The sequence below is a fragment of the Bradyrhizobium sp. 613_E4_N2_2 genome, from assembly GCF_052075995.1.
Taxonomy (GTDB): domain Bacteria; phylum Pseudomonadota; class Alphaproteobacteria; order Rhizobiales; family Xanthobacteraceae; genus Bradyrhizobium; species Bradyrhizobium barranii.
Map to the genome: position 1 here is coordinate 6,581,279 of NZ_CP197234.1, position 13,475 is coordinate 6,594,753.

At 64.5% G+C, this 13,475-nt stretch carries 11 protein-coding genes; 4 read left to right on the forward strand and 7 right to left on the reverse strand.

Translation table 11 applies throughout. The annotated features are described in order from the left end of the window. Nucleotides 1–78 precede the first annotated feature (78 nt). Complete coding sequence (locus tag AB7290_RS31275) at nucleotides 79–756, forward strand: DUF2147 domain-containing protein (RefSeq protein ID WP_085403884.1); 678 nt, start codon at nucleotides 79–81, stop codon at nucleotides 754–756. Here the strand turns inward: AB7290_RS31275 and AB7290_RS31280 are convergent. After that, nucleotides 724–3,312, reverse strand: coding sequence for an MMPL family transporter (locus AB7290_RS31280; protein ID WP_085403885.1), 2,589 nt, complete (start codon nucleotides 3,310–3,312; stop codon nucleotides 724–726). The two genes, AB7290_RS31275 and AB7290_RS31280, sit on opposite strands and share 33 nt — an antisense overlap. Before the next feature lie 462 nt (nucleotides 3,313–3,774). On the opposite strand from AB7290_RS31280, the gene ispH reads away from it, so the two are divergent. Then, nucleotides 3,775–4,701 (forward strand): 4-hydroxy-3-methylbut-2-enyl diphosphate reductase, encoded by a 927-nt coding sequence (ispH, locus tag AB7290_RS31285; protein WP_063984631.1) that lies wholly within the window; start codon nucleotides 3,775–3,777, stop codon nucleotides 4,699–4,701. A 35-nt stretch (nucleotides 4,702–4,736) separates the two neighbouring features. Beyond that, a complete protein-coding gene (gene hpnH / locus AB7290_RS31290) occupies nucleotides 4,737–5,897 on the forward strand; it encodes an adenosyl-hopene transferase HpnH (protein WP_063984632.1) in 1,161 nt (386 codons plus the stop codon). A gap of 408 nt (nucleotides 5,898–6,305) precedes the next feature. Here hpnH and AB7290_RS31295 read toward each other — a convergent pair whose 3' ends face one another. From AB7290_RS31295 to AB7290_RS31320, 6 genes are all read right to left on the reverse strand, one after another. Then, a complete protein-coding gene (locus AB7290_RS31295; RefSeq protein WP_063984634.1) occupies nucleotides 6,306–7,055 on the reverse strand; it encodes a phosphorylase in 750 nt (249 codons plus the stop codon). Beyond that, nucleotides 7,052–9,019, reverse strand: a complete 1,968-nt coding sequence (gene shc, locus AB7290_RS31300; RefSeq protein WP_085403886.1) for a squalene--hopene cyclase — start codon at nucleotides 9,017–9,019, stop codon at nucleotides 7,052–7,054. The genes AB7290_RS31295 and shc overlap by 4 nt, the downstream gene beginning before the upstream one ends. Before the next feature lie 50 nt (nucleotides 9,020–9,069). Next, a complete protein-coding gene (gene hpnE, locus AB7290_RS31305) occupies nucleotides 9,070–10,326 on the reverse strand; it encodes a hydroxysqualene dehydroxylase HpnE (protein ID WP_085403887.1) in 1,257 nt (418 codons plus the stop codon). Next, nucleotides 10,326–11,165, reverse strand: coding sequence for a presqualene diphosphate synthase HpnD (gene hpnD, locus AB7290_RS31310; protein ID WP_071915699.1), 840 nt, complete (start codon nucleotides 11,163–11,165; stop codon nucleotides 10,326–10,328). Before hpnD ends, hpnE begins: the two co-directional genes overlap by 1 nt. After that, nucleotides 11,155–12,039 carry a squalene synthase HpnC gene (hpnC, locus tag AB7290_RS31315; protein ID WP_014496822.1) on the reverse strand — a complete coding sequence of 295 codons (885 nt, stop codon included), beginning with the start codon at nucleotides 12,037–12,039 and terminating at the stop codon, nucleotides 11,155–11,157. Before hpnC ends, hpnD begins: the two co-directional genes overlap by 11 nt. 192 nt (nucleotides 12,040–12,231) lie before the next feature. Further along, nucleotides 12,232–12,465: a hypothetical protein gene (locus AB7290_RS31320; RefSeq protein ID WP_028143219.1), complete on the reverse strand. Its 234-nt coding sequence runs from the start codon at nucleotides 12,463–12,465 to the stop codon at nucleotides 12,232–12,234. A 457-nt stretch (nucleotides 12,466–12,922) separates the two neighbouring features. On the opposite strand from AB7290_RS31320, the gene AB7290_RS31325 reads away from it, so the two are divergent. Continuing rightward, nucleotides 12,923–13,420, forward strand: a complete 498-nt coding sequence (locus AB7290_RS31325; RefSeq protein ID WP_028146949.1) for a hypothetical protein — start codon at nucleotides 12,923–12,925, stop codon at nucleotides 13,418–13,420. Nucleotides 13,421–13,475 lie beyond the last annotated feature (55 nt).

Sequence of the window (13,475 nt, forward strand, 5' to 3'; positions counted from 1 at the left end):
CTGTGCGGCCTTTTGCCCTTTTTCGGACCATCTTCGCAAGCACAGCTTTAAACCATGTTGCACTGCCAAGGAACTATCATGCGTTTAGCCCTTTACACCGGACTAATACTGGCTGGTGGTTACACCTGCCTGACACCCGCGCTCGCCGCCGATCCCACCGGCGACTGGCGGGTCGCCGACGCCGTCGCCAACATTCGTGTCGCCCAATGCAATGGCAGCATGTGGGGCGCGGTTTCCTGGGAAAAACAGCCCGGCGGCCGCGATGAATACAATCCGGATCCGTCGAAAAAGACCAGGCCGACGCTGGGCATGGCGACCCTGATCGACATGAAGAAGAAGCCCGGCGTCGATCAGTGGGAAGGGCAGGTCTACAACGCCAAGGACGGCCAGCTCTACAGCGCAACCATCACGACCGTCGGCACCGACCAGCTCGAAATCAAGGGCTGCGTGATGGGCTTCCTCTGCGGCGGCGAGACCTGGACCCGCGTCGCCCCGCCGATTCCTTTGAGCACCGCCAACGCCATGGCCAAGGGCGCACCGAAGCCCACCGGCGCGGCGCCGAAAGCCCAAGGCAACAACGGCGGCACCACAGGCGGCCCGACAACAGGCGGCACGACCGGCGCCAGCGCCACAGCGCCGGCCCCTGCCCCCGCAGCCCAGAAGACCGCTACCACCGCCAAGCCCGGTCAGAAGAACGCCGCCGACCCGGTCGGCGACATCTGCCTACTCCCTGAGATTGCGGGGTTTGCCCATTAGGGCCGGCTGGAACAGCAGCACTGCGGCAAGCGTCGTCACCAGCGAGAGTGCGAGTAGCTTGCCCATGCTGGACGTTCCGGGGTGGCTCGACAGCCACAGGCTACCGAACGCGGTCGCCGTCGTCAGCGCGCTGAAAAAGATCGCGCGTGTCAGGCTGGTCTGGAGCAGGTTTGTCCTGCCCGAGCGCCAGGCCACGACATAATAGATCTTGAAGGCGACGCCGACGCCGAGCAGCAGCGGGAACGCGACGATGTTGGCGAAGTTGAGCGGCAGCCCGATCAACACGCAGATTTCGAGCGTCACCGCGCCGGCGACCAGCAGCGGCACCAGCGTCATCAGCACGTCGACGAACCGCCGCAGCGTGATCCAAAGCAACAGGCCGATCACCAGCAGCGCGTAGATGCCGGCGTGGATGAACGCCTTCACCACGGTGTCACCGGATTTCAGGATCGAGACCGGCCCGCCGATCGCGGTCGGCTCGGCCGCGAGCACCGCCGCCGCAAATTTGCGCAGCGTGTCGTTGTCGTTGGGATCGCCCTTCGGCTGCGCCTCGACGCGGATGATCCCGTCCTTGCTCTTCCAGGCGCTGACGAGCTCGGGGGGCAGTGAGGCCAGGGTGACCGGCCCGGCCTGCATCGCGTTCCTGAGCTGGCCGAACGCGATCTTCAGCGGCGTGACGAACACGTCCTGCGCCGTGTTCCGCGTGGCCTCGTCGCCATTGGCGAGCTTTTCGAGCGCGTCCGCCAGCCGGCGCGAGGCGACGGCGCCCGGGCCCTTCGTGTCACCGGCGGTCCGGCGCAGATTGTCGACCGAGGATTTCAACGCCTCGACGTTTTCCTTGTCCGTTGGCGCAGCGTCGACCTGGTCAGGATTGAGCGCGGGGTTGAGCACCTTGGCGCCCTGCGCGAGCAGCTTCAGCTTTGGCGCCTGGTCGGTCGGCACGAAGCTGTCGAGCGACATCACGCGCAGCACCTCCGGCACCTTCTCCAGCTTCGCCTCGACCTGCCTCGCCTGCTCCTCGGACGTGGTCATCACGTTGATGGCATTGGCGCCGGTGTTCGGATCCTTGCGCAAATCGAGGAAGGTCGCGATCGACTCGGCCTTCGGGTTGCGCAGGTTCATCGGGTTGAAGTCGAACTTCAGGAAGTAGAGCAGCGGCAGGCCGGCGAGCGCCAGCAGCAACGTGCCGCCCACGACCAGCACACGGTGCTTCTCCAGAAAGTAATCGAGCGGCGCCAGGAAGGCATAACCGACGGGCTCCTGCTCACCGGGCGGGTTCAACAGCTTTAGCATTGCGGGCAGTACGGTGATGCTGGAGAGGAACGCCACCAGCATGCCGACGCCGGCGATCTGGCCGAGCTCGGAGATGCCCTTGTAATCGGTGGGCAGGAAACAGAGGAAGCCGGCGGCGGTCGCCATTGCCGCCAGCGACAGCGGCACCGCGGAGCGCTTGGCGGCAAGCACCAGCGCGCCGGAGAGATCGTTGTGCTTGTAGCGCTCCGAGCGGTAGCGGACGCTGTACTGGATACCAAAATCGACGCCCAGTCCCACGAACAGCACGGCGAACGCGATCGACAGCAAATTGAACGAGCCGACCATCATCAGGCCGGCAGCGGTCGTCAGCGCAAGGCCGACGAAGAGATTGACGAACACCGCGAAAATGATCTTCGACGAGTGCAGCGCCATCCACAGGATGAGCAGCACGACCAGCACAGTCCCGACGCCGTTGACGACGGCGCCCTCCTGGACGGTGGCGTATTCCTCGTTGGCGATCGGGACGGGACCGGTCAGTCGCACTCGTGCCTGGTACTTGTTCGCAAAATCCAGATCAACTGCCGCCTTGCGGATCGCGTCGGTGGCGCCCTTGCCGGGCTCCAGCGCGTTGTAGTCCAGGATCGGCTTGAACTCGATGAAGGCGCGCTTATCGGAATCCGTCAGCGGCTCGTCGCTGACGAGCTCACGCCAGGAGAAGCTCGCTTTGCCCTTGTTGAGCACGGTCTCGACGGTCTGCGCGATCTGATTGAAGGGCCGCGCGGTATTGTCGAGCTTGACCTGGCCGCGCTTGACGCCGGCAAGTCCCGTCTCCAGCGCGCCGGTCAGGCCGCGGATCGAGGGATCACCGGCCATGATCTCGACCAGGGGCGCTGCGGATTCGAACTGGCTGGTGATCTTGCCGACCTCTTCGGTCGGCAGGAACAGCAAGCCGTTCTTCTCAAAGAACTCGCCGGTGCCGAGCTGCTGCATCGACTGGAAGTCGGTCTTGTTGTCCTTCAGCTTGGCGAAGAGCGCATCCGCCGCCGCGGTCGCCATCTCCGGCGTCCTGGCCTCGACGACCGCGAGAATCGTCGCGTCGCGGTCGAAGGCACGGTCGAATTGCTGGTCGCGCTGGCGCCAGTCCAAATTCTGGGCAATCAGCGAATTGATGTCGGTGTTGATGGCGAAATGCTTAGACGTGTAATAGCCCGCCCCGACCGAAAGCAGGAGCCCGAGAACGACGACGAGGGAGGCAAACCGGGTGCAGGCCCTGACGATGGCAACGACTACGCTTTGCAGCATCTTTTCTTTCTGCGGTTAACAGCTTGCCGGAAACGCCCGCTGTTTATCGGAGTTCCCCGGCGAAACCTATTGCTGTTTTGAGTGGTTCTCGCCGCACGAAGGTTCGAGGTAAACGGCGACAGACCTAGGCAAAATCATGCGGGGCGGTCGGTATAGCCGGTGACTTGAGGCGGGAAAGTGGCGAAGCGGTGAGCACAAATGTCGCCATTTTGCTCAGAGCGCATGCCCTATTATAATACCGCGGATGCGCACGGTAACGGAACCAGGGTTTCATCCGGTCTTTCCTTTTTGCCGATTTTTTGACACAAAGTGCTGTGCCTCCATGCGCCGGGGCCCAGATAGGGTGGGCGGTTACCGCGTGCGCGAAACCAATGGTGCGGTTATTGCAACTCATTGGACAGTATCGAAGTGCCGCCGGGGACTTGAGAAGCGGATTGGTGCAAATTGCGTGATGGGCGTCCTATGGAAGTTTATCTAGCGCAGCCGCGCGGCTTTTGCGCGGGCGTGGTGCGTGCGATCGAGATCGTGGAACGGGCGCTGGAGAAGTACGGCCCGCCCGTCTACGTGCGCCACGAGATCGTGCACAACAAGTACGTGGTCGAGAGCCTGAAGAACAAGGGCGCGATCTTCGTCGAGGAACTGTCCGAGGTTCCGCCGAAAGCCGTGACCGTTTTCAGTGCCCATGGCGTCGCCCGCAGCGTCGAGGAAGAGGCTGCCGCGCGCGACCTTCCGGTGCTCAATGCCACCTGCCCCCTGGTCACGAAAGTTCACAATCAGGGGAAACGCTACATCTCCAGGGGCCGCACCCTGATCCTGATCGGCCATGCCGGCCACCCCGAGGTCGAGGGCACGATGGGCCAGGTTCCCGCCCCGGTGCTGCTTGTCCAAAGCGTTGAAGAGGTTAAGGCCTTGACGCTGCAGGCGGATACGCCAGTGGCCTACATCACCCAGACCACCCTGTCGGTCGACGACACCAAGGACATTATTGCGGCCCTCCAGGCCCGCTTTACAGATATTCAAGGCCCGGATATCCGGGATATCTGCTATGCGACACAGAACCGCCAATCTGCGGTAAGGGACTTGAGCAAGCTGGTCGACGTGATCTTGGTGGTGGGCGCTGCCAATAGCTCGAACTCGAACCGGCTCCGCGAAATCGGCACTGAGGCCGGCGTCGCGAGTTATTTGATTGCCGACGGCAGCGCGCTCAATCCGGAGTGGTTGAAAGATGCCAAGACCGTCGGCGTCACGGCCGGCGCTTCGGCGCCTGAGGTACTCGTGGATGACGTGATCGAAGCGATGCGGCGGATCGGACCAGTCAAGGTCTCGGTGCTGCCGGGCCGCGAGGAAAACATCGAATTCCGGCTTCCGGCCGAACTGGCTGCGAGCTGACCCACCCGAATTCCTAGCCCAGAAAGAAACTTGTAATGGCTATCCCCTTCTTCAAGGAAATGCGTATCGGCGGCTATTTGCTCAAGCAGAAACTGCTTGGCCGCAAGCGCTATCCGCTCGTGCTGATGCTGGAGCCGCTGTTCCGCTGCAACCTCGCCTGCGTCGGCTGCGGCAAGATCGATTATCCGGATGCGATCCTCAACCGCCGCATGACCGCCCAGGAGTGCTGGGACGCGGCCGACGAGTGCGGCGCGCCGATGGTCGCCATTCCCGGCGGCGAGCCGCTGATCCACAAGGAGATCGGCGAGATCGTGCGCGGCCTGGTCGAACGCAAGAAGTTCGTCTCGCTCTGCACCAACGCGCTGCTGCTCGAGAAGAAGCTCGACCTGTTCACGCCCTCCCCGTACCTGTTCTTCTCGGTGCATCTCGACGGCCTGAAGGACCATCACGACAAGGCTGTGTCGCAGAAGGGCGTGTTCGACCGCGCCGTCTCCGCGATCAAGGCGGCCAAGGCGCGCGGCTTCACCGTCAACGTCAACGCCACCATCTTCGACGGCCATCCGGCCGAGGAGATCGCGAAATTCCTCGACCTCACCGTCGAGCTCGGTGTCGGCGTCTCGATGTCGCCGGGCTATGCGTATGAGCGTGCGCCGGACCAGGAGCACTTCCTCAACCGCACCAAGACCAAGAAGCTGTTCCGCGACGTCTTCGCGATGGGCAAGGGCAAGAAGTGGAACTTCATGCATTCCGGCCTGTTCCTGGACTTCCTCGCCGGCAACCAGGAATACGAGTGCACGCCGTGGGGCATGCCCGCGCGCAACATCTTCGGCTGGCAGAAGCCCTGCTATCTGCTCGGTGAAGGCTATGCCAAGACCTTCAAGGAGCTGATGGACACCACCGATTGGGAAACCTACGGCACCGGCAAGTACGAGAAGTGCGCCGACTGTATGGCCCATTGCGGCTACGAGCCGACGGCTGCGACCGCTGCCATCAGCCACCCGCTGAAGGCGATGTGGGTGTCGCTGCGCGGCATCAGGACCACGGGCCCGATGGCGCCCGAGATCGACATGACCAAGCAGCGTCCGGCGCAGTACATCTTCTCGGCGGAAGTGCAGAAGCGCCTGTCGGAGATCCGCAAGGACGAGGCGGCCGCGGCGCAGGAGAAGGCGGCGCGGAAGGCGTCGACCGCCGCGTAAGCACGCAAGTCGGTACGAACAAAGAAGGCCCGGTCGCCACCGCGACCGGGCCTTTTCATCTTCGGCACGAACGCCCCGAGGCGACCGGAGGCAGATCCGCTGCCCCGTGAAGCCAAACGGCCCTGCGCGGCCACTCGTGCCATAAGGCAGATTGCCGACCTTCGTCAGGCTGATCGCGCTGAATCCAGCAAACCGACGATCGAGCCCAGCGTGTCCGGAACGAGCGTCGTGCGACGGCGATCTATCTGCGTCCAAGCGAGTCGGCGGCAATTGTCGAGGGCATGATGCGACGGACGCTGTGGGTCGTGGATCGAAACCGCATGGAAGCGACCGAGTGAGCAGGCACCAAAACGCAAAAGGCCCGGTCGCCAATGGCGACCGGGCCCTTTGCTTTATCGTATCAAGAGGTCAGGCCGCCTTGGAGACCAGGGCCTCGCTGTCGACGAGCTCGGTGCCGATCAAATAGTCGCGGCAGCCGCGCAAGCTACGCAGCGCGCGGTTGAAGTCGATGCCGGTCGAGACCAGCGCATGCAGCGTGGTCGGATTGCGCACGATGCCGCGCAGAACGGCGGCGAGATCGATCTGGCCGTTCGGCTTGATGGCGGCGCGGGCGAGCGCCGGCAGCGCGCGATGGGCGGGATCGCTGATGACGCGGACCGCGGCAAAGGGCAGCCCCGCCTCGGCGGCGTAGGCGGCCGCGATGTGGCTCTCCATGTCGACGGCGGAGGCGCCGGTTTCCGAATGCAGCGCCGCCTTGCAGGACCGCTTCGTAACCACCTCCTCGGCGCCGGCAAGGCTGCCGCGCACCACGCGGCGGCGGCCCGACGTCAGGCGGTCGATCAGGTCGTCGCCGAGCGACAGGCCCGCGGCCCAGCGGGTATCGCCGGAGAGCACCTCGGTCGCCAGCACGACGTCGCCGGAGCGCAGCGTCGGGTCGAGCCCGCCGGCCACGCCGAACGAGATCACGCCGCGAATCGTCTCGGGATCCACCACCGTCAGAAGCGCCCGCAACTGGGTCGGGCTGCTCGACGAGCAAATGACCGCCATTCCGGGCCCAGCCGCGATACGGGCCTCCTGAACCAGTCCAGTCACGATCAATATCGGCCGCGGGTCGATGGCATTACCCACGGTCAGATAGTCCCCCGTCCCCAAAGTCACATCCCGACCCCTACCACCCTGCTGTTGGTGTTCCGCAAGTTCCGATACCGCGCCAACGCCCACAGCGGGAAGAACTTCGGGTAACCGTGATAACGCAGATAGAATACACGAGGAAAGCCTGTGGCGGTGTACCGCTGCTCGTCCCACAGTCCTTTTTTGTTCTGTGTTGCAATCAGGTACTCCACCCCGCGGGCGACGGCCGGGTGATCAACCTCGCCAGCAGCCATCAGGGCAAGCAAGGCCCATGCCGTTTGCGAGGCGGTCGAGGGAGACGCCTCCCAGCCCTTGTAGTCGAGACGGTAGCTGACGGCGGCCTCGCCCCAGCCGCCGTCCTTGTTCTGGATCGAGGCCAGCCAGTCGGCGGCTTTCCGAATCATCGGGTCGTTATGGCGGACGCCGGCCATGTTGAGGGCACAGAGCACCGACCAGGTTCCGTAGATGAAGTTCATGCCCCAGCGGCCGTACCAGGACCCTTCCGGGTGCTGGGTCTTCCTGAGGTAGGCGACCCCGTCGGCGACATGCTTGCTGGTCTTCTCGGTCTCGCCGAGCTGGGCCAGCATGGAGATGCAGCGCGCGGTGACGTCCTCGGTCGGCGGATCGAGCAGCGCGCCATGGTCCGAGAACGGGATGTTGTTCAGATAGTATTCGAGGTTGTTGACGTCGAAGGCGGCCCAGCCGCCGTCGTCGCTCTGCATGCCCTCGATCCACTCCCGGCCGCGGTCGATTGCGGCGTCATAGCCGGTCGCACCGTGCTCGCGTCGCATGCGGTCCATCGACATCACCACCACCGCGGTGTCATCGAGATCGGGATAATAGGCATTGTTGTACTGGAAGGCCCAGCCGCCCGGGCGCACGTCGGGCCGCTTCACCGCCCAGTCGCCCTTCACCTCGAGCTCCTGCTTCGGGATCAGCCAGTCGAGGCCCTGCTTGGCCGCAGGCAGGGCTATGTCACCGCCGGCTTCGAGCAGCGCGTGGGCGGTCAGCGTCGTGTCCCACACCGGCGAGACGCAGGGCTGGCAATAGGCCTCGTCGCCGTTGAACACGAGCAGCTTGTCGATGCCGCGGCGCGTGACCGCTCGCGGCGGATAATTCTCGTCCTTGCCGAGCGCGTCATACATCATGACGATGTTGGCCATGGGCGGATAGATCGCGCCCATGCCGTCCTCGCCGTTGAGCCGCTCCTCGGTGAAGGCGAGCGCCGTATCGATCGCGCGCTGCCGCAGGCTCTTCGGAAACATCGGCTCGATCACGCGCAGAATGCCGTCGAGCGCGCGGAATAGCACGAACCAGGCCATGCTCTGGTGCGGCGCCTTCGCGGTCATGCCGATCGAGCGCGGATCCTGGAGAAACAGCTCGTCGATCCCGACGCCCTTCGGATTCTTCGCCAGCGGCTTCAGCGCGGCGAGAACCATCAGCGGCACCATGGTGGTGCGCGCCCAGTAGGAAATCTTGTTGAGGTGGAACGGCGACCAGAACGGCAACAGCACGATCTCGATCGGCAGCACCGGCACCGCGCGCCAGGTCACCACGCCGAACATCGCAAGCAGGAAGCGCGTGAAGACGTTGCTGTTGATCGCGCCGCCGCGGGCATGGATCGCCTCGCGCGCACGCACCATGTGCGGGGCGTCGACGGAATCACCGATCATCTTGAGCGCGAAGTAGGACTTCACGCTCGCGCTCATGTCGAACTCGCCGTCATGCACGAGCGGCCAGCCGCCATGGGCGCCCTGCACGCGGCGGAGATAATTGCCGAGCTTGGCCTCGAGCACGGCGTCCACGGGCTCTGCGAGATAATGGCGCAGCAGGATGTATTCGGCCGGAATGGTGCAGTCGGCCTCGAGCTCGAACACCCAATGGCCGTCGGATTGCTGGAAGCCGAGAACGCCTTGCGTCGCCGACGCAATGCTCGATTCCAGGACGCCCGATTCCAAGGCTTCGCGGCTGGTCGCGTTCACGGAATCCATGTCGCTCGATTGCTCCGATAGTCGATTGAAATTGACCGGGACTTTGCCCGTCAGGGCCGCTTTGCGGCCAAAACCAGATCGGCGGCGCGATCACCGGACCGCACCGATCCCTCGATGGTTGCAGGCAATCCCGTAGCAGTCCAGTCGCCGGCAAGAAACAGGTTTTTCAGCGCAGTGGCCGGCCCCGGACGCAGGGCATTCTGGGCCGGCGTGGCCGCAAATGTGGCACGGCGCTCGCGCACGATCTGCCAGGGGGGCAGCTCGCCGGAGACCCCGCCCGCCTTGCAGACGTCGTTCCAGATCGCCTGCGCGAGTTCCTCGCGCGGCATGTCGACCAGGCGGTCGCCATTGCTGATGGTCACGGAGAGCCGGTTCGGGAACGCGAACAGCCATTCCACGACGCCGCCGATCACGCCGAGGATCGGCGCCGAGCCCGGCGGCGGTTCAAAGCGGAAATGCGCGTTCACGATGGCGCGGAATTCGGTCGGCGTCTTCAGCCCGGGCAGCAGGCTCGCAGCGGCACGCGGCGGCACTGCCATCACGACGACATCGCCCTCACCGAGCTGGATCACATCCTCGCCGCCGAAATTCAGCGCGCTGGCCTTGCCGTCACCGGTCGTAAACGAACGCAGCTCATGGCCGAGCTGAACGGTGTGGCCGCGCTCCTGCAAGAACTTGACGGCAGGCTCGATCAGCACGGCGCTCAAGCCGTCGCGCGCAATCAGCGGCCGGCACGCCTGTCCGCCGGCAAGCAGCGTCTCGCGCACGATCGCGCCGGCAAGCCCGGCCGAGCCCTCGGGCGGATCGACGTTGAGCGCCGCAAGCAGCAGCGGCTGCACCAGCCGCTGATACAGGATGCCTTCGCAGGGAATGGACTTGCCGACCAGCGTCTCCTCCGACGCCCAGATCAGCGGCGCCAGCTTGAGATAATCGCTGAGCCCGGTGTCGGGAACGCGGCGGCTCTCGTCGAGCACCCAGGTCGGCAGCCGGCCATCGCCGAGATCGATCTGCCAGCGCTGCCCGGTCTTGATGTCGACGAACGGAAACTGCGCGCGCTCGGGGCCGACGAGGCCCGCCTCGGTGCCGATCGAGCGGGCATAGGCGCGCGCATGGCTGTTGCCCGACAGCAGCAGATGATTGCCGTTGTCGATGGTGAGATTGGTGGCGCCGTCGAAATAGGAACGGCAGCGGCCGCCGGCCTGGTGCGTCGCCTCGTGCACGGCGACCTTGAAGCCGGCATTGGCGAGCCGCACGGCGGCGGAGAGGCCGGAAATTCCAGCACCGATGATGTGAGCTGTCTTTTGCATCAGATGAAAGCGTAACGGAGCAGGATCAGGATGCGCGCGACCTTCGACACACGCACCGGCTCGCGCGGCGCGTTGAAGCCGCGTGCGATCAGGAGGTCCAGAATGGAATGGTAGTATTTCGACATGATCCGCGGCGCGCGCACGGCGCGGCGCTTGTTGCGGTTCATGATCTCGTCAGACTTCTCGAAATGCGCCTTCGCACGCTGCGTCAGCGGCTGGCAGACCTTCGGCAGCGCGCGCTCGGTGATCACGCGGTTCGGGTCGTTGGAGGTGATGCCGGCATGCAGCAGCGCCTCGCGCGGCAGATAGAGCCGGCCGAGGCCAGCGTCCTCGTCGATGTCGCGCAGGATGTTGGTGAGCTGGAGCGCGCGGCCGAGATGGTAGGCGAGCTGGATGCCGTCTTCCTCGGGCAGGCCGAACACCCGCACCGACAGCCGCCCCACGGCGCTGGCGACGCGATCGCAGTAGAGATCGAGCGTCGTCATGTCGGGCGCGCGGATGTCCTGCGGCACGTCCATCTCCATGCCGTCGACGATCGCAAGGAAATCCTCGCGCTTGAGGCCGAAGGTCTTCACCGAGGCGACGTAGTCCTTCAGCCGCGGCGGCGGATGGCCCTGATAGAGCGCGTCGATGTCGTTGCGCCACTCCTGAAGCGCGGCGAGCCGCTCGTCGCGCGGGCCGTCGGAATCGGCGATGTCGTCGACCTGGCGGCAGAAGCTGTAGATCTGGAACATCGCTTCGCGCTGGTCATGCGGCAGGATGCGCATCGCAGCGTAGAAGGAGCTGTTCGATGCGGTCGAGCCGTAATTGGCGCTGGGCGAGGTCGCCTCAAGCGTCATGTGCAGTCCCCGGTCTGGAAATGGCCTTGCGCCCGATCGCGCGGCGGCCGACTTCGCCGATCATGCCGGCGAGGCTGAAAGTGAGAAGCTCGAACTTGTTCAGATGCACGCGCTCGCGCAGGGGATCGCGCACCTTCAACAGGCGCACGATGCGATCGGCATAGGCCTGGATCACCGCGACGTCGACGCCGAGGCGGAAATCGCGGATCTCCGCGCTGAGCGACCGGCCCTCGTCGAGCAGGGCTGCGTTGCGCACGGCGAGCGCCTGAAGGCAGGCCAGCATCGCCGGCGGCGACTGCGTCAGCCCGAGCTGCTCGACCGAGGCGCCACTCGCGGCCAGCGCGTCGCGCGGCAGATAGACGCGATTGAGCTCGCGAAAATCCTTGCCGCAATCCTGGAGGTGGTTGTTGATCTGAAGACCTGCGCAGAGCGCGTCCGAGGCCGCCCATGTCGACGTGCTCTCGCCGTGGACGTCGAGCATGAAACGGCCGACCGGCATCGCCGAGTAGCGGCAATAGTGGATGACCTCGTCCCAGTTCTCGTAGCGCAGCTTGGTGACGTCCATGCGGAACGCGATGAGCACGTCGAGCGCGTGGCGCGGCGCCATGCCTCGCTCGGCCAGCGCCCGCCGCAGAATGACGGCTTCGGCCTGGGTGTCGCCCTCGCCGAGCAGTTCCGCCTCGAGCAGGTCGAGATAAGCGAGCTTCTGGTCGGGCGGCAGCGTCGCGTGATCGGCGATGTCGTCGGCGGTGCGGACGAAATTGTAGTACGCCAGGATCAGCGCGCGATGGCGCGGATGAATGATCCAGGACGCGACGGGAAAATTCTCGTCGCGGTCACCCTTGCCGGATCGCAATTCGCTCGCAGAGGTCATCGAGGGCTGGTTTACAATCGTTTGGACAGGAAGGGCTTTTTCGCTCGCGCGGGCTCATGCCGGCGATGCCGCCGCGGCCCCCATATAGGGGAATACGGCCGCAAAACCAATCCTGTCTCTCGATGGCTGCCCTTCCGGATCCGGCCCGAAAAGGCGGCCCCGGGGCCGCCCTTGGTAGGCCAGTGGCCGAGCTTACTGGTTGTGGGTCTTCAGGACCTGGTCGCAGGCCTGCGAGATCTTGGCCCGGTTCTCCTTGAGGCAGGCCAGGATGGTGAAATCGCCCTGGTCGATGACCGGACGGCAGAACTTCTGCACATCGCGCGTGCAGGCCTTCTGTTCCGCGTCCGTGCCGCGTCCTGCCTGGGCGAATGCCGCCGTCGAAAGGGATGCCGACAGCAGGGTGAGAGCGACGAGAAGCTTACGCATTGTATTCCTTCATTCTGACGGCAGAATCGCACCAATCCCGGACAGCACAGGGCGGACGACCGGAATGGATTGTTCTGATGGCAAGTCGCCGCGGAACGTGCGGCCTCGGAGAAGGCACAAGCACTGGCAAATGCGGCCAAATTGGCGCCACAGCCACCAAATTAGGTCTTCCCTCGCTCTTCATTGGCAGATGTAAGAGTTTGATACTACGTCATAATTCTGGCACACCGCGTTTTGATGCGTACCTGTTGCAGAGCTGCATCTCTCCGCCCTGCTTTTCCCGCCAGAAACACACCGAAACAGAGAGAATCGCGCAGCCTGACCTGGCGCGAGGGCGTCGTGAACCGCCGTCCCCGGCTGTCAGACTTTGAACCAGACACAGCCTCGGAACACTAAACTTTCGATGTGGCGAGACGTTCATCCTAAGCGAACGTCGCTCGAAAACGGGATATTCAAAATGCAATTCTTTGGGCGATCTGGACAGGCAATCAAGGCGGCCGGCATCGGGGCTGCGCTGCTCTTCTCAGTCTCGGCAAGCCATGCTCAGTCGTCCGGACCGTTTGCAGGTTTCGACGGTGCGTGGAGCGGCACCGGCACGGTGTCGCTGTCCGATGGCAGCACCGAGCGCATCCGCTGCAAGGCCGACTACAAGGTCGCCGGCACCGGTCTCAGCCTCAAGCAGGCCCTTCACTGCGCGTCCGACAGCTACAAGTTCGACCTCACCAGCGACGTGACGAGCCAGGGCGAGCGAATCTCCGGCAACTGGAGCGAGACCAACCGCAACATCTTCGGCAATCTCCAGGGCACCGCCGGCGGCGGCCAGATCGAGGTGTTCGTCGAAGCCAACGGCTTCGCCGCCAACCTGTCGCTGCGCACCAACGGCACCAAGCAGACGGTGCAGATCAGCTCGAAGGGCGAGATCCGCGGCGTCAACATCACGATGACGAAGGGCTGACGCCCTTCCCAGCGGATAAGGAACACGCCCCCGGTTCTCGCGAGCCGGGGGCTTT

Excerpts from the sequence above, each read along its gene's own strand:
- ispH (WP_063984631.1), top strand. The coding sequence starts at position 3,775 with ATGGAAGTTTATCTAGCGCAGCCGCGCGGCTTTTGCGCGGGCGTGGTG.
- hpnH (WP_063984632.1), top strand. The coding sequence starts at position 4,737 with ATGGCTATCCCCTTCTTCAAGGAAATGCGTATCGGCGGCTATTTGCTC.
- hpnD (WP_071915699.1), bottom strand. The coding sequence starts at position 11,165 with ATGACGCTTGAGGCGACCTCGCCCAGCGCCAATTACGGCTCGACCGCA.
- shc (WP_085403886.1), bottom strand. The coding sequence starts at position 9,019 with ATGGATTCCGTGAACGCGACCAGCCGCGAAGCCTTGGAATCGGGCGTC.
- AB7290_RS31325 (WP_028146949.1), top strand. The coding sequence starts at position 12,923 with ATGCAATTCTTTGGGCGATCTGGACAGGCAATCAAGGCGGCCGGCATC.
- hpnC (WP_014496822.1), bottom strand. The coding sequence starts at position 12,039 with ATGACCTCTGCGAGCGAATTGCGATCCGGCAAGGGTGACCGCGACGAG.
- AB7290_RS31280 (WP_085403885.1), bottom strand. The coding sequence starts at position 3,312 with ATGCTGCAAAGCGTAGTCGTTGCCATCGTCAGGGCCTGCACCCGGTTT.
- AB7290_RS31320 (WP_028143219.1), bottom strand. The coding sequence starts at position 12,465 with ATGCGTAAGCTTCTCGTCGCTCTCACCCTGCTGTCGGCATCCCTTTCG.
- AB7290_RS31275 (WP_085403884.1), top strand. The coding sequence starts at position 79 with ATGCGTTTAGCCCTTTACACCGGACTAATACTGGCTGGTGGTTACACC.
- hpnE (WP_085403887.1), bottom strand. The coding sequence starts at position 10,326 with ATGCAAAAGACAGCTCACATCATCGGTGCTGGAATTTCCGGCCTCTCC.